The sequence below is a fragment of the Nocardioides jensenii JCM 1364 = NBRC 14755 genome (assembly GCF_001552535.1).
Classification (GTDB): Bacteria; Actinomycetota; Actinomycetes; order Propionibacteriales; family Nocardioidaceae; genus Nocardioides; species Nocardioides jensenii.
This window is the reverse complement of sequence record NZ_BCRJ01000074.1, coordinates 19588-41481: the sequence shown is the minus strand read 5'-3', so window position 1 is coordinate 41481 and position 21894 is coordinate 19588. Positions and strand designations below refer to the sequence as shown.

Below are 21894 nucleotides of genomic sequence, written 5' to 3'. Positions count from 1 at the left end.
TCCATGTCAGCCTCCCGACGTGATCACGACGAGGCCGGGCGGGAAAGGCACCGCGAACACGTCGACGAAAATGTAGTTCAGGGAAAAGGCCCCAGCGACAGCCAGGAGGAGAGAGAGCCTCCACGACTCGTGAGCAAGAACCTTCATCCAGATGAAAAGGATCAGAAATGCGGATGGCACGAACCCGAGCACGTCGAAGAACCAGACGAACGCGGCGAGTACGGCAATCCCACCCAGCACGCGGGCACTGCGCAGACTCCAGGGCTCGTAGTCCTCGGGGATGTCCCGGACGATGAGGAGCAACGAAGAAATGCCCATCACAGAAGAGACGATCAGTGGCCACATCCCCGGCCCGGGCTCTGACAACGAGCGAATCTCGAGGTCACGCGCCTGGTAGATCGCGTACGCCGCGAAAAGGGTGAGCACGAGGGGGGCCAGGCGGAAGATGTGTGCCCGCCAGCCGCCGGGCGTCTGATCCCCCTGCTGGTCACTCTGTGCTTCTGGCATCACTGTGTCCACCTCGTCCGCCTGGTCTGCCCCGGTAGTCACTCGACGATTCCCTTATAGGTTTCGGAGGACTCGTCCAGCCACGTGGCGGTCGCCTCCCCGCCCTGGAACGGCTTGGTGATGTAGTCCTCGCCGATGGTCTCCACGACCTCCGAGCTCTCGACACAGGCCTTCATCGACGCCTCGAGGGTCTCGACGACATCGTCGGAGAGGCCCTTGGGGCCGTATAGCGGGTACTCGTTGTTCGGCAGCATCGCGTCCGCGTAGCCCAGGTCCTCCAGGGTGGGCACGCCCTCGAGCCACGGCACGGTCCCCGGGCTGATGTAGGCGAGCGCGGTGAGCTCGCCGGAGGCGATGTACGCCTTCAGGGTCTCGGTCGCCTCCACGGCAGCCACGTCGATGTTGTTGCCGAGCATCGCGGTCACCACGCCGGCGTCACCGTCGAGCGGCACCGGCTTGAGGTCGATGTCGTGGTTGTCGCGCAGCGCTTCCATGACAACCGACTTCGGGCTGGTCGGGCCGGGGGTGCCGACCGTGATCTTGCCGGGGTTCTTCTTCGCGTCGGCGAAGAACTCCTCACCGTTCTTGTAGGAGTCCTTCGTCACGAAGACCATGGTGGTGGCGAACAGTCGGCCGATCGGGGTGACGTCCTCGTGGCTGAAGCCGAGGTCGTCGAGGTAGGGAGAGAGCACCAGGCCGGTGGCCGGCGTCAACGAGAGGGTGTAGCCATCCGCCTTGGCCGAGATCAGCTCACGGTTGCCCATCGCACCCGAAGCGCCGTCGACGTTCTTGACCACAATGGTCTGGCCGAGGTCCTTCTCCATGCAGGTGGCGAGGACGCGGGTGTTGGTGTCGGTCGGCCCACCGGCCGATGTTCCGACGATGATCTCGATGGTGTCCCCCGGGTAGTCCCCTCCACTCGCACTGTCGCCGGAACTGACCTGGCAGGCCGCGAGACCGGGCAGCACCGCCAGTGCCAGCATGCTCACTACGGACTTGGAACGCATTGGGATCTCCTGGATTGGGTGGATGTCTTGCGCCAACCTCGGCCCGCCCCGAGCGCATCACTACCGAACTTCAATGGTTGGACCAGACCTAGTCTGTGGCCGCGGTCACGTACCTGTCAAGGAATCACTCCGACGGAATTCGCCATGTGGGACGACGATCGTCGTGCACGGCACGGCACGGCAAAGCACGGCACGGCACGGCGCGGCCAAGATCGTGCAGGCATGCAGAATCACCAGCAGTCCGGGGTCCGGGGCTGGCGAGGTGGGCGGGAGCGGCGAGCGGGGCTCAGGCCTCGCGGAGTTTGGAGCCCTTGTAATAGCCGGCTACCCACAACTTGTGCATCCGCTCGAGGTGTCGGTACATCTCCTGGACCGCAGCATCAGCATCGCGGGCATGCAGATGCTTCATGAACCGGCGGCGGCTGCGCAACACCACGTCGCCCTCGGTGGGGCCCAGGCGCAGCACGATCGTGGCCATGACGTCCATCAGGCCCTTCATCATCGCCACCAGAACCGGATTGCCCGTGGCCTGGGCCAGGAGATTGTGGAACTCGACGTTGACCAACGCCTTGCGCTCCCAGTCACCTCGGTCGCTGAGCTGGGCGGCCTCGACGACATTGGCGTCAAGCCTGGCCAGCATCTCCTCGTCGGCGCGCTCACAGGCGATCCGGGCGACCATCGACTCCAGCCAGCCACGGGCCTCAGTGAGGTCAGTGAGGGAGAACTGGTTCAACTCGAGCATGTCGGTCATGCTCGAGGCCACTTTGGACGGGTCCGCCTCGGCGATGAACGCTCCCCCACTCGCGCCGCGCCGCAGCAGGATGAGCCCCGAGATCTCCAGCATCCGCAACGCCTCGCGCACGGTGTTCCGACTGACGGCGAACTGCTCCGCGAGAGCTCGCTCCGCAGGGAGCCGGTCCCCGGGCACCAGTTCGCCCTTCCGCACCATCTCGCGCACCTGGGCGATGATCTCGTCGAAGGCCCGACGGGGTTTGGCGGGTTGAAAGGTGGGCGTAGCCATGTGGGGGGTCCAATCTCTGCCATTGCCGGCTTGGTTCTACCAATAAAGAGAATACTGGCACACCCGCCGAAGCCGAGCCATTGACGAGCAGCCAATGTCGTTGCGACTATTAGGTCCAACCATTGCCAAGCGGGGAGAGTCATGCGAGCCGTCTTCGTCGAGAAGTTCAACCCTGAGTCGCCGCTCGAGGGCCTCCGGTGCGACGAGCGCCCTACACCGTCGCCACCCTCTGGCTGGACGAACGTGTCAGTCGCCGCGGCGTCGCTGAACCATCACGACCTGTGGTCGCTGCGAGGGGGCGCCAACCTCGCACGACGTGGTGGCGCCGGGATGTCCGACGCCGACTTGCCTCGGATCCTTGGCAGCGACGCAGCCGGGATGGATGCTGAGGGGAACCGGGTGGTGGTTCACCCGATGATCCACGAGCACGCGGGAGCGTCCGGGAGGCAGTTGGCCTCCCCTTCGATCTCGATGCTTTCCGGGAAGTACGACGGCACCTTCGCAGAGCAGGTGGCGGTGCCGGCGCACAACATGCTCCCCCTGCCCGAGTACCTCACCTTCGAGGAAGCCGCATGCCTGCCGACCGCTTGGCTCACCGCCTACCGCATGCTCTTCGCCGAAGCCGGAGTGAGCGCTGGCGACACCATCTTGGTCCAGGGCGCCGGGGGTGGCCTCTCTGCGGCCCTGACCATGCTCGGGAAGGCAGCCGGCCTGCGCGTGTGGGTCACCAGCCGGAGTGAGGAGAAGCGCGCCTACGCGCGCTCGTTGGGCGCTGCAGAGACGTTCCCGGCGGGAGCACGGCTCCCTTCGCGGGTGGATGCGGTGATGGACTCCGTGGGCCAGGCCACATGGCCGCACTCCTTGAAGGCGCTACGCAAGGGCGGAACCATGGTGGTCCCCGGTGGGACCAGCGGGTACGACGCGCACGCGGACGTCTCGCGCATCTTCTCGATGAACCTGCACATCGTGGGGTCCGCGATGGGGTCGATCGATCAGATGCGGAGCCTGCTTGCCTTCTGCGAGCTGCCAGCTCCACCCGCCGATCGACCGGGTGCTGCCGCTGACTCGCGCCTCGGAGGGCTTCGCAGCGATGGCCGAGGGAACGCTTCAGGGCAAGGTCGTCATCACGATCTGATGGCCGCCGGCCACCGCTCAGTCGGCGTACCCGTCCAGCCAGGCTCGAACGGAATCGTTGTGCTGGCCCAGCAGCGGGGGTGCAAGGTGCCCGACCCGCCCCCCGGCGTGTGCGTTGTCATCGAACCTGATCGTTGGGCCGGGCAGTTCGAGCGAGCCCTGCGTGGCATGGTCGACCTCGATCACCAGTCCCTGCGACCGGGTCTGCTCCCAGTCGTACACGTCGTCGAGACTGCGCACCTTGCCCGCCGGGACTCCCGCATCCTCCAACAACGTGAGCCAGTGCTCGGCCGGTGCCGTCGCGAAGACCTCCTCGATCCGGGCCGTGAGCGTGTCGCGGTCGACCACCCGTCGCTGGTTGACGGCGAACTGGGGGTCAGCGAAGTCGAGACCGATCGCCGTGGCAAAGGCGCGCCACAACGACTCCGAGCCGCACGCCACCTGCACCGGAGCGGTCGCGGTCTGGAACATGCCGTACGGCGAGATGGCGGGATGGTGCACACCGGCAGTCCGTGGGACCTCCTTGGCGACGGTCCAGCGGGTTCCCTGGAACGTGTGCGCACCGACGATGGCCGCCAACAGTGACGTGCGCACGACGCGGCCACGGCCCGTGCGGGTCCGCTGGAGCAGCGCACTCAGGACCCCGTAGGCGCCGTTCATGCCGGCGAGGACGTCGGCGATCGGCACCCCGACCTTCGTCGGGTGGTCATCGTCGGGTCCGGTCATACTCATCAGCCCGGCCTCGCCCTGCAGGATCTGGTCGTAGCCGGCGCGCTGGCCCTCCGGGCCGTCGTGGCCGAAACCGGTGATGCTGAGGATGACAAGTCGTGGGTTGAGCGCGTGGAGCCGCTCGGTGGTGAATCCGAGCCTGGCCAGGACTCCGGTGCGGAAGTTCTCGATCAGTACGTCGGCACGTTGCACGAGCCGCGCCAGAACATCCTCGTCCGCGGGGTCCTTGAGGTCGAGCGTGATCGACTCCTTGTTGCGGTTGACCGAGTAGAAGTACGTCGCCTCCTCGCCGTTCTCCCCGATGAACGGAGGCCCCCAGCCACGACTGTCGTCACCCAGGAGGCTCTCCACCTTGATCACGCGGGCGCCCATGTCACCGAGCATCATCCCGGCCTGTGGTCCGGCCACGGCCCGGGACAGGTCGAGCACCAGGGTCCCGTCCAGTGGTGCGGTGTCGATGTCGGTCATGCACAGCTCCTGATGTTGGGGTGGCCGGCACGCCAGGGCGTGGAGCCGGTCCGGCTCGTGGTGGCGACGCTGCCGATGTCTCGCACCTGCACAGCCCAGTCGGCTTCACCGACGGGGAAGGCCCGGGTCAGGCCGCCGACCAGCACCAGTTCTCCGGCGTTCAGCGGAAGGCCCCGTTCGCGCAGGCTGCGGGTGAGCCACGCGAACGCAGCCCAGGGGCGAAGCCCTCCGCCGCCGTCAGCGACCACCTTGCCGTCCCGGATCAGCTGCGCCTCGAATGGGTGCGAAGGCGCAGGAACCGCTGCCGGTTCGCCGACGACGAACCGGGCCGCGCCGGCATTGTCGGCGACGAGGTCGACCTGGCCGGGCGCTTCCACGTCGACCCGCGAGTCGACGACCTCCAGCACCGGGACAACGGCGGAGACCGCGTCGGTGACCAACGCCTCGTCGACCTCACGGCCGGTGAGGTCCTCCCGAACCACGAAGCCGATCCCAGCCTGGATGCGAGGATTGACCAGCTGGCCGCAGGGCAGCGGGTCGTGACCCACGTGCTGCATCGCGTTGAACAGGACCCCGAAGCACGGGGGTCCGTCGAGACTCGTGACCTTGTGCCCACGCACGGACGCGCCCGCCCAGATCGAGCGCAGCGTGAGCAGGTCCTGGACCTGGTAGGCGGCATCGAGGTCCTCGCCGAGCACCGCGCTGGGCGGTGTCGTCGGACGGCGATCCGTCGCTGCCTGCCAGAGGTCGTGGGCGACGACCTGGAGCCGCTGGGCGCGGTCGAGGCCCGTGACGGCGCCCACGTCAGGCTCCGGCTGCTTCGCCGACGGGATCCAGCAGCCCTTCGATGCGTTCACCCGCGGAGATGGCGGTGCGGTACTTCATCACGTGCCGGGCAGCTGCCACTCCGAGGGCGCCGATGATGCGCCCCTCCCGGGCGTAGAGCACCACGAACTCCGGCTCGTCGAAGCTGCCGTGCACGAGGTGAGTGGCATCGTGGCCGGCCGACGTACCGAGGAACTGCACCCGGAGTCCGTGCTGGTCCGACCAGAAGTAGGGAACCGGACCCGCACCCCTCGCAGGCTCGTCGGGCCGGGCGATGTTGTGCGCCACTGCGGCACCCTGCTCCTTGGCTGTGGTCCAGTGCTCGACGCGCACGTGGTCCCCGGTCACGGGGTTGCGCCAGGTGGCGGCGTCGCCGGCGGCCCAGATCCCGGGCAGTCCGGTGCGTCCGTCCTCGTCACAGGTGATGCCGTTGTCCAGGTCGAGCCCCGATCCGTCGAGCCAGTCCACGGCAGGGACGGCGCCGAGGCCGAGGAGCACGAGATCGACCTCGAGCACGCGGCCGTCAGTCAGTCGCACCCGCTCGACCCGCTCCGCGCCTTCGATGCCGGCGACCATGACGCCACACTCCAGGCGTACGCCGGCGGCGCGGTGCCACCCGGCCATGGCCTCGGCCACGTCGGCCCCGAACAGGTGCTGGAACGGAAGCGGAAGGGCTTCGACGATGGTGACCTCGAGGCCCATGCCGGCAGCCACGGAAGCAGCCTCGGCACCGATGAAGCCGCCACCGATGACGACGAGCCGCGGACGGTCCGCAAGGGCGGCGCGGACTGCGGCACTGTCGGCGGCAGTCCGGATCGCATGCACGCCCGGAAGCATGAGCTCCTCGGGGAGCAGGCGGGCGCGGACCCCGGTGGCGAGCACGACGTGGTCAGCCTGCCGCTCGCTCCCATCGTCGAAGCGCACCGTACGACGGACTGCGTCGAGGGCGACCGCCGTACGGCCGGTGACGAGCTCGATGTCCTTGGCCGCGTAGTGCTCCTCGGGGCGCAGCAGGCCCTTGATCGGGTCCCAGTCCTCCTTGAGGGCGTGCTTCGACAGCGGGGGCTTGTCGTAGGGCAGGGAAGGATCGGCGTCCACGACCGTGACCGCGCCCTGGTATCCCTGGCTGCGGAGACCGTCGGCGACGGCGATGCCGGCGACGGAGCCGCCGATGACCAGCACGCTCATCCGTTCACTCCTCGATGACGATTGCGTCGGTCGGGCAGGCCTCGGCGGCCTCGCGCGCACAGGCGTGGAGTCGCTCGGGCAGGTCACCGTCAATCAACGAAACCGCGATCTGGTCGCTGTCGATGTCGAACACCTCGGGTGCGACGCTGATGCAGGTGGCGAAACCGCAGCACTTGTCCTCGATCACTGTGACCTTCATGGGGACTCCTCTCAATGGTTATACCATTGAACAACGGTTCCGCCACCCTCGTCAAGACCTGGCTTCGGATCTTGGCCCGTCCACGCCGAACACGTCCTCGGCATCGGCTCCGAGCTCGCTCACCGACCGCGGCTCGACATCGGCCGGGAAGGTGCGCGACTGGAACGGGGCACCCACGAACTCGAAGGTCCCCGCCCGGTCCCGGGCCGTTCGTAGGGTCCCGCGATGGCGCACCTGGTCGTCGGCGAGCGCCTGGTCGATCGTGCGGAACCGGCTGCACGGAACACCCTTGGACAGCAACAGCTCCTCGAGCTCCTGCGCGTCCTGGTCCAGAGCCCACGCCGCGATCAGCTCCTGCCACTCCTCCCAGTTGGACTCCCGGGCGGACATGGTCGCGAAGCGTGGATCGGCGAGCAGCTCTGGTTGCTCCATGGCGCCGATCAAGGACACGAAGTTGCGGTCCGTGATGGCAGCGATGATCACGAACTCGTCGCCCGCCCGGCACGGCCGGTAGACCGTCTTCCCGGGTCCCGCACCTCCTGCCTGAGCCGCCTGGGTCTCGTAGACCAGGGTCGAGAGCATGATGTCGAGCAGTGCGACGTCGAGGTAGTCGCCCTTGCCGCTGCGCTCCCTTCCCGCGAGTCCGGTCAGCACCGCACCGTAGGCAACCTGGCCAGCCATGATGTCCGCGACGAAGGTGCCCGTCGCGGCCGGCCGGTCGGCGTCCCGCTGGTAGCCCATGTTGGTGAGGTCGTAGCCCGACAGCGCGTGCAGGACAGGCGCGTAGGCGGGATACGTGGCCTTCGGACCGGTCTGGCCGTAGCCGGAGATGGAGCAGTAGACCAAACGGGGGTTCACCTCCGCACAGGCCTCGTGGCCGAGGCCCAGCCTCTCCATCACGCCTGGCCGGTAGTTCTCCAGCACCACGTCGGCGTCGGCGATCAGTTCCAGCGCCCGGGCGCGGTCCACCGGGTCCTTCAGGTCCAGCGACACACTCTTCTTGCCGGCGTTCATGGCGCCGTAGTAGGTGCTGGCGCCGTCCCGGATCGGCGTACGGGTGCGCATCGGGTCACCCTCTGGGGGCTCGACCTTGACCACCTCGGCACCCGCGTCCGCCAGGAGGCGGCCGCCATAGGGGCCCGCGATCATGATCGAGAACTCGACCACCTTCACTCCGGCCAGCGGGCCGCCTCCTGCCGCCGTCATCGCAGGATGCGCTTCGCGATGATGTTGCGCTGGATCTGGCTGGTGCCCTCGTAGATCCCGATCAGCTTGGCGTCACGCATGTAGCGCTCGACCGGGTGGTCGGTCATGTAGCCGTGGCCGCCGAGGATCTGCACCGCGTTGGCGGTGACCCGCTGCACGGTGTCACCGGCGAAGAGCTTGGCCATCGAGGACAGCTTCGTGGTCTCTTCCTGCGGGAGCTTGGCGTCGTAGGCCATCGCGCAGTCATAGACCAGGTGCCGGGCTGCGGCGATCTGCGTGTAGTCCTCGGCCATCATCCAGCGCAGACCCTGGAACTCCACGATCTTCCGGCCGCCCGCCTCCCGATCCTTGGCGTAGGCAATCGCGTAGTCGAGGGCGCACTGGGCGGCACCCACCGCGATCGCGGCCACGGTCGGACGGTTCAGGTGCAGGCCGTGCATGGCGGCACCGAACCCGTTGCCCTCTTCACCGACGAGGAACTCCTCGTGCACCTCGACATTGTCGAGAAGGATCTCGTTGTTGGGCACACCGTGCTGGCCCATCTTGTCGTTGGCCTTGGCGATCTGCCAACCGGGCTGGTCACAGTCGACGAGGAACGCGCTGATGCCGCGGGCACCGGGCAGGTCATTGGTGCGGGCGAAGACCAGGGAGTACTTGGCCATGCTCCCCCAGGTGATGAACTGCTTGGAGCCGTTGAGCACCCAGGTGTCACCGACCTTCTTCGCGCGGGCCTGCATGAGCGAGGGGTCCGAACCCGCGTCGGGCTCGGTGATCGCGATGCACGTGATGGTGCGGCCCTCGGCGAGCTTCGGGAGGATCTCCTTCTTCAGCGTGTCGCTGGCGCCGTCGAGCATCGCGTTGATGACGATGCTGTTCTGGCCCGCGAGCTGGGCCAGGGCCATCGAACCGGCCGCGGCCACCTCCTCGCGGGCGATGCACCCGGAGAGGAGGTCGCCACCGGGGCCGCCGAACTCCTCCGGGACGGCGAGCTGAACGAGGCCCATGTCCCCGAAGACCTCGATCAGGTGCTCGGGGAACTTGTCGGTCTTGTCGATCTCGTCGGCCACCGGGGCCACGTGGGTCTGCGCCATCTCGCGGACTGCCTTGCGGAAGTCCTCGTGATCCTGGGACAGCTTCATGATTCTGCTCCTATCGGGTGGTCCTCGTCGCGTTCGCCGAGGAATTCGGGGGCGGGGTCGGACGACCCCAGGAAGGTGCGGGCATTGCGCGCGGTGACCTCTGTCCAGTCAGCGCCGTAGGGAAGTACTCCCCCAGCGACGCCGTTGACGTACGACGCCCCGATCGGGGACTCCATGGCAGCAAAGGGGAAATCGGACCCCACCACCATGTGCTCGTGCCCGAAGGTGTCGGCGGCGAGCGCCAGCGCCTCCGGGTCGTAGGTGAGCCCGTCCGCCCAAAGGCGGGCCAGGAGGTGGCGGGGGTCGGCCTGCGGCGACCGTGTCTCGGCCGGCTGGCGGGACCAGCCATTGCCGAGTCGGCCACGGATCGCAGGAATGCCGGCTCCGCCATGCGCCAGGCAGACCCGAAGCGCCGGGTGACGCTCGAGGACGCCTCCGAACACCAGCGACCCCACGGCCAGCTCGGTCTCGACCGGACGGCCCAGTCCGAACGCGAGACCGTGGTGGCTGGTGCGGGTGGGAGCCATCGGCTTCCACGGGTGCACGAAGACGGGCAGGTCCAGCTCCTCGATGCGCGCGAAGACCGGCTCCAGCTCCGGCGAGTGAAGCTCGAAGAGGTCGGCATGGGTCCCGATCCCGACACCTGAGAGGCCGAGCTCCAGGGCCAGACGTTCCACCTCGGCGACCGCTCCTCCGGGATCCTGCAGCGGAACGGACCCGAATCCCGTCAGGCGACCGCTGCCGGCCGCCACGAGCTCGGCGAGAACCTCGTTCTGGGCCCGTGCGTATTCTCCGGCGACGTCCGGGTCCGCGTCGTAGAGGAACGTGAACGGTGTGGGCAGGACGACCTGGTGCTCGACGCCCAGCCGGTCCATGGCCGCCAGTCTCGCCTCTGCGTCCCAGGCCGTGGCGTCGAGCACGCGGACGAGCCGGTCGTGCTGGCGAACCTCGACGAGTTCCCCGTCGGGCACGAGCTCGGGCCACCCTTCCGCCAACGCATGCTCGGACGGCGGCGGAAGGTGCCGGGGAAGGAAGTGCGTGTGGACGTCGAACATGACCGTCGCCGCTCAGGCCAGGTCCACCGGCGGCATCCAGACGTTCGAGGTCCAGCGGCCGGGAGCCATGCTGCGGGGACGGTGCTCCGGGTCGGTGATCTTCACGTGGTCGATGCAGAACTCCACGGTCGAGGGGCCGGGCAGGCCCTTGCCGTAGAAGCCCATGGAGCCGGACGTCGGGTGCCGCAGCAGGTCCCGGTCCAGCGGGATCTCTCGGGCAAGGAAGTTCTGCCGGACCCGCATCAGGTCGTCGATGTCGTTGAAGTGCATCGCCACGTGGTCGAGGAACGGCGGCTCGCCACGGCCGAAGCCGAGCACCAGGGCGTGGTGGAACTGGTTGGCGGTGCGCAGGAAGACCGTCTTGCCGAGCACCCGGTCGGACTCGAGAAGGCCGAGGACTCGGGTGTAGAAGTCGAAGGACAGGTCCAGGTCCGCCACGGCCACCACGGCGTGCAGCAGGTCCGCCGGGTTGATCCAGGGCTTGGTCGGCTCGATCCCGACGTTGCCCATGGCGTCGAACAGTTCGACCTCATAGCCGTTGGGGTCCTGGAACCTGATGGCGTCACCGGTCCACTCCCCGTCGTGGTCGGTGACCTGGATGCCCTCTGCCTTCAGCCGATCGCGGTAGGCCGCGAGGTCCTCACGTCGCTGGACCTCGAAGGCCATTCGCCGCAGGCCGGGCTCGCCCTCCGACTTGTGCAGGACGATCCAGTGGTGGTCGGTGCCGCCGCGCAGGTGGACGGTTTCCTCGGTCTGCTCGGAGACCTCGAGCATCGCCAACTGGGTCCAGGCCTTGACCGCCTGGTCCAGGTCCGGCACGTTCAGTGCCACGTAGCCCATCCGCCACGGGATGAGATCCTGCTCTGTCGTCGTGGTGGTCATCCCCAATACCTTTCTTGCTTCCTGTGGTCTGTGGTCACAACATCGTGGAGCCGCCGTTGACACTGACCACTTGGCCGGTGATGAACGACGCCTCCTTGCTTGCCAGGTAGAGCACGGCCGAGGCGACCTCGGCCGTCGTACCGAACCGGCCCACTGGGATCAGGGCGCGGTTCTTCTCGAAACGCTCCACCGCATCGACGGGAGCGGATGCGACGTACGGCGTCACCGTCCCGGTCGGCGCGACGGTGTTCACGGTGATCCCGTCGGGAGCGAACTCCCGGGCGAGACCCGTGGTGAGGCCATGTACGCCGCCCTTGGCGGCGTTGTACATCGCGTGCTGGAACAGTCCGTTGCGGACCGAGTCGGCGCCGACATTGACGATCCGACCGTAGCCGGCGCGCTGCATGACGGGCAGGACGCTGGTCGAGCAGTTCACGACGGTCCACAGGTTACGGTCGACGGTCTCGCGCCGGGTGTCAGCGTCGTGGTCGAGGTAGTCCTTGATGATCCCGCCACCCGCATTGTTGACAAGTACGTCGACCCGGGAGAAGGCCTCCACGGCGCGGTCGATGAGCGTCTGGGCGCCCTCCTCGGAGGAGAGGTCACCGTCGACATAGGTCCACTTCGGGGCGTCGGGACCAAGGAAGCCGGCCACCAGCTCCTCGCCGTCGGGACGGCGGTCGGAGGCGACCACGTGTGCGCCCTCACGGGCGAGTCGGCGGATGATCGCGCTGCCGATGCCGCCGGCGGCGCCGGTCACCACCGCCACCTCGCCGTCGAATCGCCCGGGACAGGTGAACTCGTCGCTGGACTCGGTCATCGGGTCACGTCCCGAGGAGGAAGTCGAGGTGGATCCGGTTGAAGGTCTCGGGGTCCTCGAACTGCGGCCAGTGGCCGCAGCCGGTCATCAGCTCGAAGCGCGAGTCCTTGATCCAGCCGGCGACCTCCCGGCCCACCTCCGGCGGAGCGGTGGGGTCATGGTCGGTCCACAGCACCAGCACCGGGCAGGTGACCTTCGCCCAGTCCTCCTCGACCAGGCAGTTGCGGTCCTGGCCCTTGGGGTCCGTGTGCCGCGCGGCCAGGATGTTGGTCATCCGCTCGACGTAGTCGGGGTCCTGGTAGATCGCCAGGCGCGTCGAGACCAGGTCCTCCGTGACGTCGTTCGGGTCGTCGACCAACCACTCGAGGCGCTTGCGGACGCTGTCCTCGCTGGCGTTGCGTACCGCCTCCATGGTCAGCTTCGCCATCCGCTGGATGACGTCGTCGGCCAGGCGCAGCGCGGCGCCCGTGTTGAGGACCAGCTTGTCGATGCGGTCAGGGAACAACAGCGCGAACCATGCGCCGATGCCCGCGCCCATGGACTCGCCACTGATCGAGGCCTTCTCGATGCCCTCGGCGTCGAGGAAGGCGCGCAGGTGCTCGGCGTAGTCCTTGAAGTCGTACGTCTGATCGGGCTTGTCGGTGAACCCGTGGCCGACCATGTCGATGGAGTACACGTGGAAGTGCTCGGCGTGCGGGCCGAGATTTCGGGTGTAGGCCTCCGCGTGGCCCCCGGTGCCGTGGATGAAGACCACGGTCGGCTTCGATCGGTCACCGGCCTCAAGGACGCGGGTTCGGATCCCGCCGGCGTCGACCCACCGCTGGGAGAACTCGACGTTGCGCAAGTCGGTCCAGACACTCTGATGCATTGGCCCTCACTTTCAATGGTTGGTCCAAACTATGCCTGTCGGTGTGACGTGCGTCAATCCCCACCCGGGAGATTCCGGCATTTGGTCCAGCCTCAGACCCCCGACTTCACGACGGCGGCGGCCCCGGTTCATTGTTCCGCGGCGGGCTCCCTTCGACCACCCCCGACGGGCCGCGGGGCTGCGTTCCGCGGTGCGGGACACTCCCTGTCCGCGGCGATGGGAATTCGCCACAGTGACCGGAACAGTGACCGTCGACAGTGCAGAGGTACGGCGGACACGGGACGCAGGAGGAGTAGCCTTGCCGGTCGAATTCGAACGCGCAGTGCCCGAGCGCGAACTGTTTCCGGAGTACTCGTCCGAGTTCATCCGCGATGAACGGGACCCGAACCGGTTCCAGGTCAACCGGCGGGTCTTCATCAGCGACGACGTGCTCGCGCTCGAGCGCGATCGGGTGTTCCAGCGGTGCTGGCTCTACGTGGGTCACGCCTCGGAAGTCCCGGGTCCCGGCTCGTTCGTCACCCGAACCGTGGCCGGCCAGCCGATCATCATGACCCGCGACCAGGAGGGGCACCTGCGCGTGTGGCTGAACGCCTGCACGCATCGAGGCGCCGAGGTCTGCCGGGAACGTAAGGGCACCACCCGCCGCTTTCGCTGCTTCTATCACTCCTGGTCGTTCTCCACCGATGGCCGACTCGTCTCGCTTCCCGACGCGGAGGCCTTCCCCCAGGGCTTCGACACCGAGGACTACGGCCTGCGCGCTCCGGCACGTGTGGAGTCATACCGGGACTTCGTCTTCCTCAACTTCGACCCCCACGCGATGAGCCTGCACGACTATCTCGCCGGCGCTCGGCAGTATCTGGACATCACGGCAGACCAGGCCCTCACCGGGATGCAGGTCCTTCCCGGGACCCACGAGTACTCCGTGCGCGCAAACTGGAAGCTCCTCTCGGAGAACAGCTACGACGGCTACCACGCCATACCGGTCCACAAGACCTACTTCGACGCCCAGCGCCTCAAGGGCGATGACAGCCTCGGCGACGTGCGGACGGAGTTCAAGGAGTCCGGCGCCTACCACCTCGGCAACGGCCACACGGTCACGGTGAAGCACGGCCCGTGGGCGCGCCCCGTTGCCCGCTGGCGACCGTCGATGGGGCCCGAGTCGAAGCCGGTCGTCGAGGAGTCGGCACGCCGACTGGCGGAGCACCACGGGCCGGACTACGCCGACCAGATCAGCAACCTCGACTTCAACATGAACATCTTCCCGAACCTGGTGGTCAACAACATCATGGCCGTGATCATCCGGAAGTACGAGCCGATCCGCCCCGATCTCATGCACGTGACCGCCTGGTCGCTGGCGCCCCGCGAGGAGGACGACGCCGCCACGAAGGTGCGCAACAAGTCCTTCCTCGCATTCCTGGGCCCGGCCGGACTCGCCACCCCCGACGACAACGAAGCGCTTGAGTCCGTCCAGCGCGCCGCCGGTCATCAGGGTGTCGAGATGTGGTCGGACGTCTCCCGCGGCTTCGACAAGGACATCCCGATGAACTACGACGAGATGCACATGCGGACCTACTGGCGGCACTGGGACGCCCTGGTGACCGACCGGGCGAGCGTGGGCGACTCCCTGACCAACGACCAGGTCGAGGAGGTGGCGCCGTGAGCGACGCACAGCGACCTGTCGCGATCGTCACCGGAGCCGGCCGTGGCATCGGCAGGTCGATCGCCCTCAGGCTGGCCGAGGCCGGCTACGCCGTTGAGGCCTCGGACCGAACCGGCTCCATGGCCGAGGCGACCGCGGCCCTGGACACCTCGGGCGCACTGACTGCCCGCGAGCTGGACGTCACCGATCGCGACGCGACGTACGACGGAGTCAGGGACGTGTTCGGGAAGCACGGCCGACTCGACCTCGTGGTCAACAACGCGATGTGGATGCGGTACGGCGCGTTGGAGGGCATCAACGCTCGCGACCTCGACCGGATGTTCGACGTCGGGGTCAAGGGACCGCTCTGGCTCTCCCAGGCCGTGGCCGAGCCCATGGCCGCATCCGGTGGCGGCGCCATCGTGAACATCGCCTCGGTGGCCGCACTGCTGGGCACCCCAGCATCGGCGGGCTATGCAGCCGTCAAGGGCGCCGTGGTCAGCATGACCCGGCAGCTCGCCGTCGACCTGGGACCACGAGGCATCCGGGTCAATGCGGTCGCCCCGGGGACGATCCGGACCGAGGGCCAGACAGCGGCGATGACACAGGAGTCCGTCGCCTATCGGGAACAGCGAGCCCCGCTGGGCCGATTGGGTGATCCGCAGGACGTCGCGGACGCCGTGATCTTCCTGGGCGGGCCCAACGCGGCCTTCGTGACCGGGCAGGTCCTGGTCGTCGACGGGGGCATCACCGCCGCCATGTGACGTCGCCCGGCCGTGACCGACAAGCGAGTGCAACCAGGAGAGAACATGAGCGACGCCGATGCAGACGTGACGGGCGCGGACGACCGTCTCCCGATCCTGGGTGGGACGTTCCGTCGCTCCCTGCCCGGAGAGGAAGGACTCGCGACGCGCTTGCAGTGCGAGCGCTTCATCAACGACGAGGCTGCGCTCCTCGACGCGTGGGCACTCGACGACTGGTACGACCTGTTCGCGGCGGACGGGGACTACGTGGTCCCTTCGACCGACGACATCTACGGGGACGCGGACCTGAACCTCGCCCTGATCAACGAGACCAAGGACGAGCTGGCCGGCCGGGTGCAACGACTGAAGAGCACCTGGGCGCACATCGAGAATCCCCATTCGCGCACGCGTCGAGTGGTCTCCAACGTCCGTCCGCTGCGAGACCAGGCGGGTCAGGTCCACGTCGAGGCCAACTTCGTGGTCTACAGGTCGCGCCCTCACCAGACCACGACGCACGCGGGCCTGCTCGAGTACAGCCTGGTCCGAGTGGAGGACACCTTCCTGATCAAGCGGAAGGTCGCGCGCCTCGTCCACGAGACTCTCCGGGACTCCGGCGGCGTCCTCTCGATCCTCCTGTAGTCCGGGCGTGCCGCTGCGCGGCACACCCCGTGGCGCCACGCCGTGACGCAGAACACACTTTTCGGCATCGCACAGGTCTAATCCACGGGGCGGACGAGATGGGAGTTCCAATGAACAGGTGGCGGATCTCAGGTGGCGTCGCGGTCGGGCTTCTCGCGTCAGCGCTGGTGGCCGGATGTGCGGGCTCCAGCGGAAGTGGCGCCTACCCCTCGGACGACATCCGGTGGGTGGTCCCCTACGCGCCGGGCGGAGGGACGGACACCACGTCACGGATCATCGCGGAGTGCATGAGCGGCGAGCTCGGCCAGGACATCGTCGTGGAGAACCACGACGGCGGCGGTGGCTCCAGCGGCACCCTGGAGGTGATGAACGCGAAACCCGACGGCTACACGATCGGCCTGGCCATCACCACGGGCATGACGGTCACGCCGATGGTCGAGGACTTCGACTTCGACTGGGAGGACCTCAACCCGATCGGCGCGTTCTACGGCTACGGCATGACCATCGCCGTGAGCAAGGACTCGCCGCACAAGACGGCAGAAGAGTTCTTCGCGTACGTCAAGGAGAACCCGGGTGAGGTCGACACCGGCGTGCCGACACCCACCAGCCCCAAGGCGATCGCCTTCCAGGCCCTGGCGAAGCGGTACGGGCTGGAGTTCAACATTGTTCCCATGGGCTCCTCCGGCGAGGTGAACACCGCGCTGCTGGGGGGCAACCTCGACGCTGCGGGCCTGGATTCCGACGTCGTGTCAGCCGGGTTCATCGAGTCGGAAGAATTCATCCCGCTCGCCACCATCGGCAACGAGCGCTGGGACGTCACCCCGGACACTCCGACCCTCGACGAGCTGGGCTACGGCGACGCCACCCTCCCGGACATCTACTTCTACCTCGCAACACCGAACGGCATCCCCGATGACGTGCAGACCTCACTCGAGGAAGCACTCAAGACCTGCGACGAGGACCCGGAGGTGGTCGACAAGATGGGCGGCGAGGACTTGGTCCCGGACCCGTTCATGGGACCCGACGACGTCAACGAAGCCCTGAAGCAGCACGTCGAGACCTACACGGACTACGTCGACCAGTGACGCCACGTCGTCCTCGGCAGCACTCCTGACGACACGGACCTCCGACTGACGGACGGCAACGCCCGTCAGCCGGAGGTCCGTGCCCGGATGGACCCTTGACAGACGTTCGCCCCACTGGCACATTTGTTGGACCATTGAACCACTCGGTTCCACTCTGGACTCGGGATGAGGGAAGTGTGCCCATGGTCGACGGTCCACTGCCGAAGGGATCGGCCTCCACGTGCGAGCGCGGAGCGATCGACAAGGCGTTCAGCCTGCTTGCTGCGTTCGGCCGCGAGGCCAACGCCGGAGTGGGCGTGAGCGAGCTGGCGCGACGCGCCGAGCTGTCCAAGTCGACGGCGTTCCGGGTCCTGGCCGTTCTTGAGCGCAACGGAGTCGTGTGTCGCCAAGGGCTCCAGTACCGAATCGGTTCCCAGCTCTACGAGTTGGGATACCAGGCACTCGTCGGCGAGTACCAGTGGCTGCAGAACGCCCTCACTCCATACCTTGCTCAGCTCTTCGAGCTGACCCACGAGACCGTGCACCTCGCGGTTCTCCGGGGACCCGACGTCGTCTATCTCAACAAGCTGTACGGGCACCGACACTTCCCGGCACCGTCCCGCATCGGCGGCGTGGTTCCGGCGTACTGCACGGCCATCGGGAAGGCGATGCTGGCCCACGACCCCCAAGGGATCGAGGAGACCCTGGCCAGGGGCTTGGTCCGCTGGACCTCCAAGACCCTGGCCAGCTCGGACGACCTGGAACGCGCCCTGGAGTTCGCACGACTCGAGGGGATGGCTGTCGACGACGAGGAGTCCCGCCAGGGGCTGCACTGCCTGGCGGTTCCGGTGTTCAACGCGCAGCGCAGCGTCGTCGCCGCCTTCTCGGTGGCGGGCGCGGCCGGGAAGATCGATCCCGGCGTGCACGGGCGGGCGCTGCGGAGGGTGGGTTACGAGGCCAGTCGGGCTCTTGCCACCAGGCGCACCGAGCCACGGCCGCTCGACGCAGTCTGACCTGCGCCTTGACTCCCTCGGTGCAGGGTCGCGCCGAGCGAGATGAGGCTCACCGTGCGGCCGCACCGCTCCGTCCGCGCGGACGCGTGTCCTCGCTGACTCCGCGACGGATCATCCGCTCGGCGGTGCGGACCACGACCATGCCGGCGAGTCCGATCACGGCCGTGGCCAGCCAGGCCACCTCGTACGACGTACTCTCCGCGATGACGCCGAGGCTGATCGGGCCCAGCGCGGCCCCCAGGGCGAGTCCGGTCTGCAGGTATCCGGTGGCCGTGGCCACGGCACCGTCGTTGTCCCGGACGATCGCCAGGTGGAGGATCCCGGTCCAGCTCCACCCGAGGTACGCCGCAAGGGCGCCCACCACGATGAAGGCCGGGCTGCCCAGGGCGAGCAGCAGGAAGCCGACGACGGTGACGGTCAGCAGGTTGGCGACCAGGGCGTAGAGGTTGCGTCCGCTCAGTCGGTCGACCGCCCAGCCCAGGGTCACTCGGGTGGCCAACGAGAGGCCCGAGCAGGCGGCCAGCAGGTAGCCTGCCTGTGCCGGAGACACCCCGGAGTCGACAGCCGAGTCGACGAGGAACACACCGAGACTGGTGGCAGCCCCGGCCGACACACCGGTCCCGACGGTCAGGATGAGCATCGCCCTGCGCGGCAGGCGGCGTCGACCGGCACCCACGGGCGCTGCCCGCGCGACGGCGGGGGCCCGCCGCGAGACGACCCCGGTCGCCGCGATCACGAGGCACAGCGCGGCCGCAACGGCCATCGCCCAGCGCCAACCGAACTCCGCGGCGATCGTCGGGACCGACAGTCCGCCGAGCAGGGACGCCACGGGGATGTAGGACTGCTTGATCCCCATCGCGAGGCCCAGCCTGCGCGGCGCCACCGACTGTGTGAGCAGCATGTTCGCGGTGGGCTGCCCCATCGCGTTGGCCACTCCTCCGAGGACCATGGCCACGAGCAGGACCGCATAGTGCTGTGCGGTGGCGATCGTCAGGAGCGAGACGGAGCCGGTCGTGGCCGCCACCCCGTAGCCGAAGCGGATTCCCCGGGCCTGGATGAGCGCCCCCATCGGCCGCGCGACCACGCCCGAGGTGGCGAACAGCAGGGAGGCGGCCAGGCCGAGTCCACCCGGTCCGATGCCGAGCTCTCCGGTGACGTGCACGGCCAGGGCACCGGTGAGGAACACCGGCAGCGATCCGGTGAGGGTGAGGGCGATCGCCTGGAAGGTGGCCAGGCCCTGGCCGATTGCGGTCGGTCCGTCGACGGCGGAACCTGGCTCAGACTGCACGGGGACCCCCGTGGTTGCCCCACGATGGCAGATCTCCGCCATGTCTCCCCATCACCATGGCGCACATCCTCGCGCCCTGCCGCCGCTGGCGCCTCCCGATGTTCCACGCTCCGGCACACGATCCGGCCCGCCGACCTCCCTCGACCGACCCGGGAACCAACGTGCCGACGAGCGGAACCGAGGGAGGTCCCCATCGCGTGGGTGCCATTAGGTTCGCGACGACCCCGAGTGATCAGGAGGAATGGACGCGATGCCGGACGACTGGGACGTGATTGTCATCGGTGGTGGGTTGGCCGGAGTCACCGCGGGGATCGCCGCTGCTGACGCCGACGCCCGCGTGCTGATCCTGGAGAAGACGGCAGACCCCGGCGGGAGCGCCCGGTTGAGCGGCGGGTCGTTCGCCTTCGCCGGCACCGACCTGCAGCAACAGCAAGGCATCGATGACTCCCCCGACCTGCTGCGCGAGGACCTCCTGACTGTCGGGGAGGGCAGGAACGATCCAGAGCTCGTGGACCTGTACGTCGCCGAGCAGCTGGCCGCCTACGAGTGGCTGCGCGAGATCGGTGTGCCCTTCGAGCGCGTGTCCTTGAGCAGCAACCAGTCGCGGCCGCGCACCCACGGCACCAACGCCCCTCGGATGTTCGAGGCCGTCCAGGACGCCGCCACAGGACACCCGAACATCACATTCATCATGGAGTCGGGTGCCGATCGGCTGCTCCGTTCCGGGAACCGGGTGAACGGGGTCCTGGCCGGAGGCACGGCCGCTCGGGAGCTGACCGCGCAGTCCGGGGTCGTCCTGGCCTCGGGAGGCTTCAACCGCAGCAAGCGACTCCTGCAGGCGTTCGCACCCCGCTTCCGCGACGCCCCACCACTGGGAGGGTCCGGCAACACCGGCGACGGGATTCTGCTCGGGATGGCCCTCGGCGCCGACCTCGTCGACATGGGCTACGTGAAGGGCACCTTCGGCACATCTCTGCCCCGGGACTCCGCACCGCCGATCCTGCTCATCGCGATGTACCGGGGAGCGGTCGTCGTCAATGTGCACGGTCAGCGATTCGTCGACGAGTCCTTGTCCTACAAGACGATCGGCGACGCGTGCCTCGAGCAGCCTGGCGCGGTGGGCTTCCAGGTCTTCGACTCGCACGTCATGGAACAGACGAGGCCTGACCTGACGGTCAATGACTTCGAGGGAGCACTCGAGCGCGGCTACCTCCAGACCGCGGACACGGTGGAGGACCTGGCCGCCAAGCTCAGGATCGATCCGCCAGCACTCGCGGACACCATCAGCACCTACAACGCCGACGTGCGCAGCGGTGGCGACAGCCGGTTCGGGCGCAGCTCTCTGGGCAACGGTGTCGGAGAGCCCCCGGAGGTGGCGGCCCCGCCCTTCTACGCCTACCCGTGCACGACCGGCCTGCCCAGCACCTACGGCGGACTGCACGTCGACACCGCGATGCGGGTCATCGATGTGTTCGAGCACCCGATCCCCGGCCTGCACGCGGCCGGCGAGGTCGTCGGTGGATTCCACGGGGCCAGCTACATGAGCGGATCCTCTCTCGCCAAGTCGGTGATCAGCGGCAGGGTCGCCGGACGCTGCGCCGCCGGCATCGCTCAGCACTGATCGAGGAAGCCAGATGGAGTCGAAGGAGAATCACATGAGCGAGACAACAGCCGTCGGTCCGCGGATCACCCTCGTCACCGGCGCCGCGAGCGGCCTCGGCCTCGCCATCGCGCGGCGCCTTGCTGATGACAGGCACAGCCTCGTCCTCGTCGACTGCTCCGACCGAGTGCTCGAGACGGCTCAGGAGCTGGCCACCACTGCCGCCGCAGCGAGGGCGTTCCAGGTCGACCTCGCTGATCGCGGATCGATCGCCGGTCTCATCGATGCGATCACGCGTGAGCTCGGTGGCATCGACATCCTGGTCAACAACGCCGGGATCCACCCCAAGCGCCGGGACGGGAGCCACTTCCCCATTCCGGACATCACGCAGGAGCAGTGGGACCAGGTCATGGCTGTCAACCTGACCGCGCCCTTCCTGCTCTCACAGTGGGCGATGGCATCGATGAGGGAACGTGGTTGGGGCAGGATCGTCAACATCTCCTCACGCGCCGGACGCGTCTACTCAGATGTCGCAGGTGCTCACTACTCGGCGAGCAAGGCCGCAATCATCGGGCTCACCCGCAGCCTCGCGGGTGAGGGCGGGAGCCACAACATCACGGCCAACACAGTCGCGCCGGGCCGCATCAAGACGCCGCTCTCTGACGTCGGAGGGGAATCGGGGTCTCTCAACTTGCACGAGCGCTTTGCCTCGACGGTTCCGCTCCGGCGGATCGGGCGCCCCGAAGAGGTTGCCGCGACGGTTGAGTTTCTCGCAAGTGAAGGGGCAAGTTTCATCACCGGTGCGGTGCTCGACGTGAACGGCGGCACCTTCGGCTGAGGGTCCGAGCCCCCGATCGCGG

22 protein-coding genes and 1 pseudogene are annotated in these 21894 nt (G+C 67.9%); 9 read left to right on the top strand and 14 right to left on the bottom strand.

All coding sequences use genetic code 11. The features are described 5' to 3' along the window. Positions 1–6: 6 nt before the first annotated feature. The 3 genes from NJ4_RS16465 to NJ4_RS16455 form a co-directional block, all read right to left on the bottom strand. The gene (locus NJ4_RS16465; protein WP_157551176.1) at positions 7–519 is read right to left on the bottom strand and encodes a tripartite tricarboxylate transporter TctB family protein; all 513 of its coding nucleotides are present in this window, start codon (positions 517–519) and stop codon (positions 7–9) included. Positions 520–545: 26 nt separating this feature from the next. Next, positions 546–1514: a tripartite tricarboxylate transporter substrate binding protein gene (locus NJ4_RS16460; protein WP_067437574.1), complete on the bottom strand. Its 969-nt coding sequence runs from the start codon at positions 1512–1514 to the stop codon at positions 546–548. Between the two features lie 286 nt (positions 1515–1800). After that, complete coding sequence (locus NJ4_RS16455) at positions 1801–2535, bottom strand: FadR/GntR family transcriptional regulator (RefSeq protein ID WP_067437571.1); 735 nt, start codon at positions 2533–2535, stop codon at positions 1801–1803. A gap of 141 nt (positions 2536–2676) precedes the next feature. On the opposite strand from NJ4_RS16455, the pseudogene NJ4_RS27020 reads away from it, so the two are divergent. Both NJ4_RS27020 and NJ4_RS27050 read left to right on the top strand, forming a co-directional pair. Beyond that, positions 2677–3495: pseudogene (locus NJ4_RS27020) on the top strand (zinc-binding dehydrogenase); the annotation flags it as partial. 49 nt (positions 3496–3544) lie between these two features. After that, the gene (locus tag NJ4_RS27050; protein ID WP_281178336.1) at positions 3545–3670 is read left to right on the top strand and encodes a hypothetical protein; all 126 of its coding nucleotides are present in this window, start codon (positions 3545–3547) and stop codon (positions 3668–3670) included. Between the two features lie 17 nt (positions 3671–3687). Here NJ4_RS27050 and NJ4_RS16440 read toward each other — a convergent pair whose 3' ends face one another. From NJ4_RS16440 to NJ4_RS16395, 10 genes are read right to left on the bottom strand one after another with little or no spacing between them, the layout of a single operon-like run. After that, positions 3688–4866, bottom strand: coding sequence for a CaiB/BaiF CoA transferase family protein (locus NJ4_RS16440; protein WP_067437565.1), 1179 nt, complete (start codon positions 4864–4866; stop codon positions 3688–3690). Then, positions 4863–5669, bottom strand: coding sequence for a 2-keto-4-pentenoate hydratase (locus tag NJ4_RS16435; RefSeq protein ID WP_157551175.1), 807 nt, complete (start codon positions 5667–5669; stop codon positions 4863–4865). The genes NJ4_RS16440 and NJ4_RS16435 overlap by 4 nt, the downstream gene beginning before the upstream one ends. A 1-nt stretch (position 5670) precedes the next feature. After that, a complete protein-coding gene (locus NJ4_RS16430) occupies positions 5671–6879 on the bottom strand; it encodes an NAD(P)/FAD-dependent oxidoreductase (RefSeq protein ID WP_067437560.1) in 1209 nt (402 codons plus the stop codon). Between the two features lie 4 nt (positions 6880–6883). Further along, entirely contained in the window at positions 6884–7078 is a 195-nt protein-coding gene (locus tag NJ4_RS16425; RefSeq protein ID WP_067437558.1) for a ferredoxin, read from the bottom strand. 51 nt (positions 7079–7129) lie between these two features. Further along, complete coding sequence (locus tag NJ4_RS16420) at positions 7130–8284, bottom strand: CaiB/BaiF CoA transferase family protein (protein WP_082748769.1); 1155 nt, start codon at positions 8282–8284, stop codon at positions 7130–7132. Next, positions 8281–9423, bottom strand: coding sequence for an acyl-CoA dehydrogenase family protein (locus NJ4_RS16415; RefSeq protein ID WP_067437554.1), 1143 nt, complete (start codon positions 9421–9423; stop codon positions 8281–8283). The genes NJ4_RS16420 and NJ4_RS16415 overlap by 4 nt, the downstream gene beginning before the upstream one ends. After that, the gene (locus NJ4_RS16410) at positions 9420–10478 is read right to left on the bottom strand and encodes an amidohydrolase family protein (RefSeq protein ID WP_067437551.1); all 1059 of its coding nucleotides are present in this window, start codon (positions 10476–10478) and stop codon (positions 9420–9422) included. The genes NJ4_RS16415 and NJ4_RS16410 overlap by 4 nt, the downstream gene beginning before the upstream one ends. Before the next feature lie 12 nt (positions 10479–10490). Further along, positions 10491–11360 (bottom strand): VOC family protein, encoded by an 870-nt coding sequence (locus NJ4_RS16405; protein ID WP_067437549.1) that lies wholly within the window; start codon positions 11358–11360, stop codon positions 10491–10493. Positions 11361–11394: 34 nt separating this feature from the next. Beyond that, positions 11395–12180, bottom strand: a complete 786-nt coding sequence (locus tag NJ4_RS16400) for an SDR family NAD(P)-dependent oxidoreductase (RefSeq protein ID WP_067437547.1) — start codon at positions 12178–12180, stop codon at positions 11395–11397. A 4-nt stretch (positions 12181–12184) separates the two neighbouring features. Then, entirely contained in the window at positions 12185–13048 is an 864-nt protein-coding gene (locus NJ4_RS16395) for an alpha/beta fold hydrolase (RefSeq protein ID WP_067437544.1), read from the bottom strand. Positions 13049–13346: 298 nt separating this feature from the next. Between NJ4_RS16395 and NJ4_RS16390 the strand changes: the two genes are divergently transcribed. From NJ4_RS16390 to NJ4_RS16370, 5 genes are all read left to right on the top strand, one after another. Further along, positions 13347–14708: an aromatic ring-hydroxylating oxygenase subunit alpha gene (locus NJ4_RS16390; RefSeq protein ID WP_169799280.1), complete on the top strand. Its 1362-nt coding sequence runs from the start codon at positions 13347–13349 to the stop codon at positions 14706–14708. Then, on the top strand, positions 14705–15451 hold the full coding sequence (locus NJ4_RS16385) for an SDR family NAD(P)-dependent oxidoreductase (protein WP_067437541.1): 747 nt from the start codon (positions 14705–14707) through the stop codon (positions 15449–15451). The genes NJ4_RS16390 and NJ4_RS16385 overlap by 4 nt, the downstream gene beginning before the upstream one ends. A 45-nt stretch (positions 15452–15496) precedes the next feature. Beyond that, positions 15497–16069: an aromatic-ring-hydroxylating dioxygenase subunit beta gene (locus NJ4_RS16380; protein ID WP_067437538.1), complete on the top strand. Its 573-nt coding sequence runs from the start codon at positions 15497–15499 to the stop codon at positions 16067–16069. A 110-nt stretch (positions 16070–16179) separates the two neighbouring features. Then, complete coding sequence (locus tag NJ4_RS16375) at positions 16180–17154, top strand: tripartite tricarboxylate transporter substrate binding protein (RefSeq protein ID WP_067437536.1); 975 nt, start codon at positions 16180–16182, stop codon at positions 17152–17154. Positions 17155–17336: 182 nt separating this feature from the next. Then, a complete protein-coding gene (locus tag NJ4_RS16370) occupies positions 17337–18146 on the top strand; it encodes an IclR family transcriptional regulator (RefSeq protein WP_067437534.1) in 810 nt (269 codons plus the stop codon). 49 nt (positions 18147–18195) lie between these two features. Here the strand turns inward: NJ4_RS16370 and NJ4_RS16365 are convergent, their stop codons facing one another. Beyond that, positions 18196–19434, bottom strand: coding sequence for an MFS transporter (locus NJ4_RS16365; protein ID WP_067437532.1), 1239 nt, complete (start codon positions 19432–19434; stop codon positions 18196–18198). A 241-nt stretch (positions 19435–19675) separates the two neighbouring features. Here NJ4_RS16365 and NJ4_RS16360 point away from each other — a divergent pair, with 241 nt between their 5' ends. Both NJ4_RS16360 and NJ4_RS16355 read left to right on the top strand, forming a co-directional pair. Further along, positions 19676–21055 (top strand): FAD-dependent oxidoreductase, encoded by a 1380-nt coding sequence (locus NJ4_RS16360; RefSeq protein ID WP_067437530.1) that lies wholly within the window; start codon positions 19676–19678, stop codon positions 21053–21055. A gap of 34 nt (positions 21056–21089) precedes the next feature. Beyond that, on the top strand, positions 21090–21872 hold the full coding sequence (locus NJ4_RS16355; RefSeq protein ID WP_067437625.1) for an SDR family oxidoreductase: 783 nt from the start codon (positions 21090–21092) through the stop codon (positions 21870–21872). The last annotated feature ends 22 nt before the right edge of the window (positions 21873–21894 follow it).

Coding starts and splice junctions, on each gene's coding strand:
- NJ4_RS16405 (WP_067437549.1), bottom strand. CDS start 11,360: ATGACCACCACGACGACAGAGCAGGATCTCATCCCGTGGCGGATGGGC.
- NJ4_RS16360 (WP_067437530.1), top strand. CDS start 19,676: ATGGACGCGATGCCGGACGACTGGGACGTGATTGTCATCGGTGGTGGG.
- NJ4_RS16440 (WP_067437565.1), bottom strand. CDS start 4,866: ATGACCGACATCGACACCGCACCACTGGACGGGACCCTGGTGCTCGAC.
- NJ4_RS16380 (WP_067437538.1), top strand. CDS start 15,497: ATGAGCGACGCCGATGCAGACGTGACGGGCGCGGACGACCGTCTCCCG.
- NJ4_RS16355 (WP_067437625.1), top strand. CDS start 21,090: ATGAGCGAGACAACAGCCGTCGGTCCGCGGATCACCCTCGTCACCGGC.
- NJ4_RS16430 (WP_067437560.1), bottom strand. CDS start 6,879: ATGAGCGTGCTGGTCATCGGCGGCTCCGTCGCCGGCATCGCCGTCGCC.
- NJ4_RS16420 (WP_082748769.1), bottom strand. CDS start 8,284: ATGACGGCGGCAGGAGGCGGCCCGCTGGCCGGAGTGAAGGTGGTCGAG.
- NJ4_RS16375 (WP_067437536.1), top strand. CDS start 16,180: ATGAACAGGTGGCGGATCTCAGGTGGCGTCGCGGTCGGGCTTCTCGCG.
- NJ4_RS16455 (WP_067437571.1), bottom strand. CDS start 2,535: ATGGCTACGCCCACCTTTCAACCCGCCAAACCCCGTCGGGCCTTCGAC.
- NJ4_RS16370 (WP_067437534.1), top strand. CDS start 17,337: ATGGTCGACGGTCCACTGCCGAAGGGATCGGCCTCCACGTGCGAGCGC.
- NJ4_RS16400 (WP_067437547.1), bottom strand. CDS start 12,180: ATGACCGAGTCCAGCGACGAGTTCACCTGTCCCGGGCGATTCGACGGC.
- NJ4_RS16410 (WP_067437551.1), bottom strand. CDS start 10,478: ATGTTCGACGTCCACACGCACTTCCTTCCCCGGCACCTTCCGCCGCCG.
- NJ4_RS16395 (WP_067437544.1), bottom strand. CDS start 13,048: ATGCATCAGAGTGTCTGGACCGACTTGCGCAACGTCGAGTTCTCCCAG.
- NJ4_RS16425 (WP_067437558.1), bottom strand. CDS start 7,078: ATGAAGGTCACAGTGATCGAGGACAAGTGCTGCGGTTTCGCCACCTGC.
- NJ4_RS16460 (WP_067437574.1), bottom strand. CDS start 1,514: ATGCGTTCCAAGTCCGTAGTGAGCATGCTGGCACTGGCGGTGCTGCCC.
- NJ4_RS16415 (WP_067437554.1), bottom strand. CDS start 9,423: ATGAAGCTGTCCCAGGATCACGAGGACTTCCGCAAGGCAGTCCGCGAG.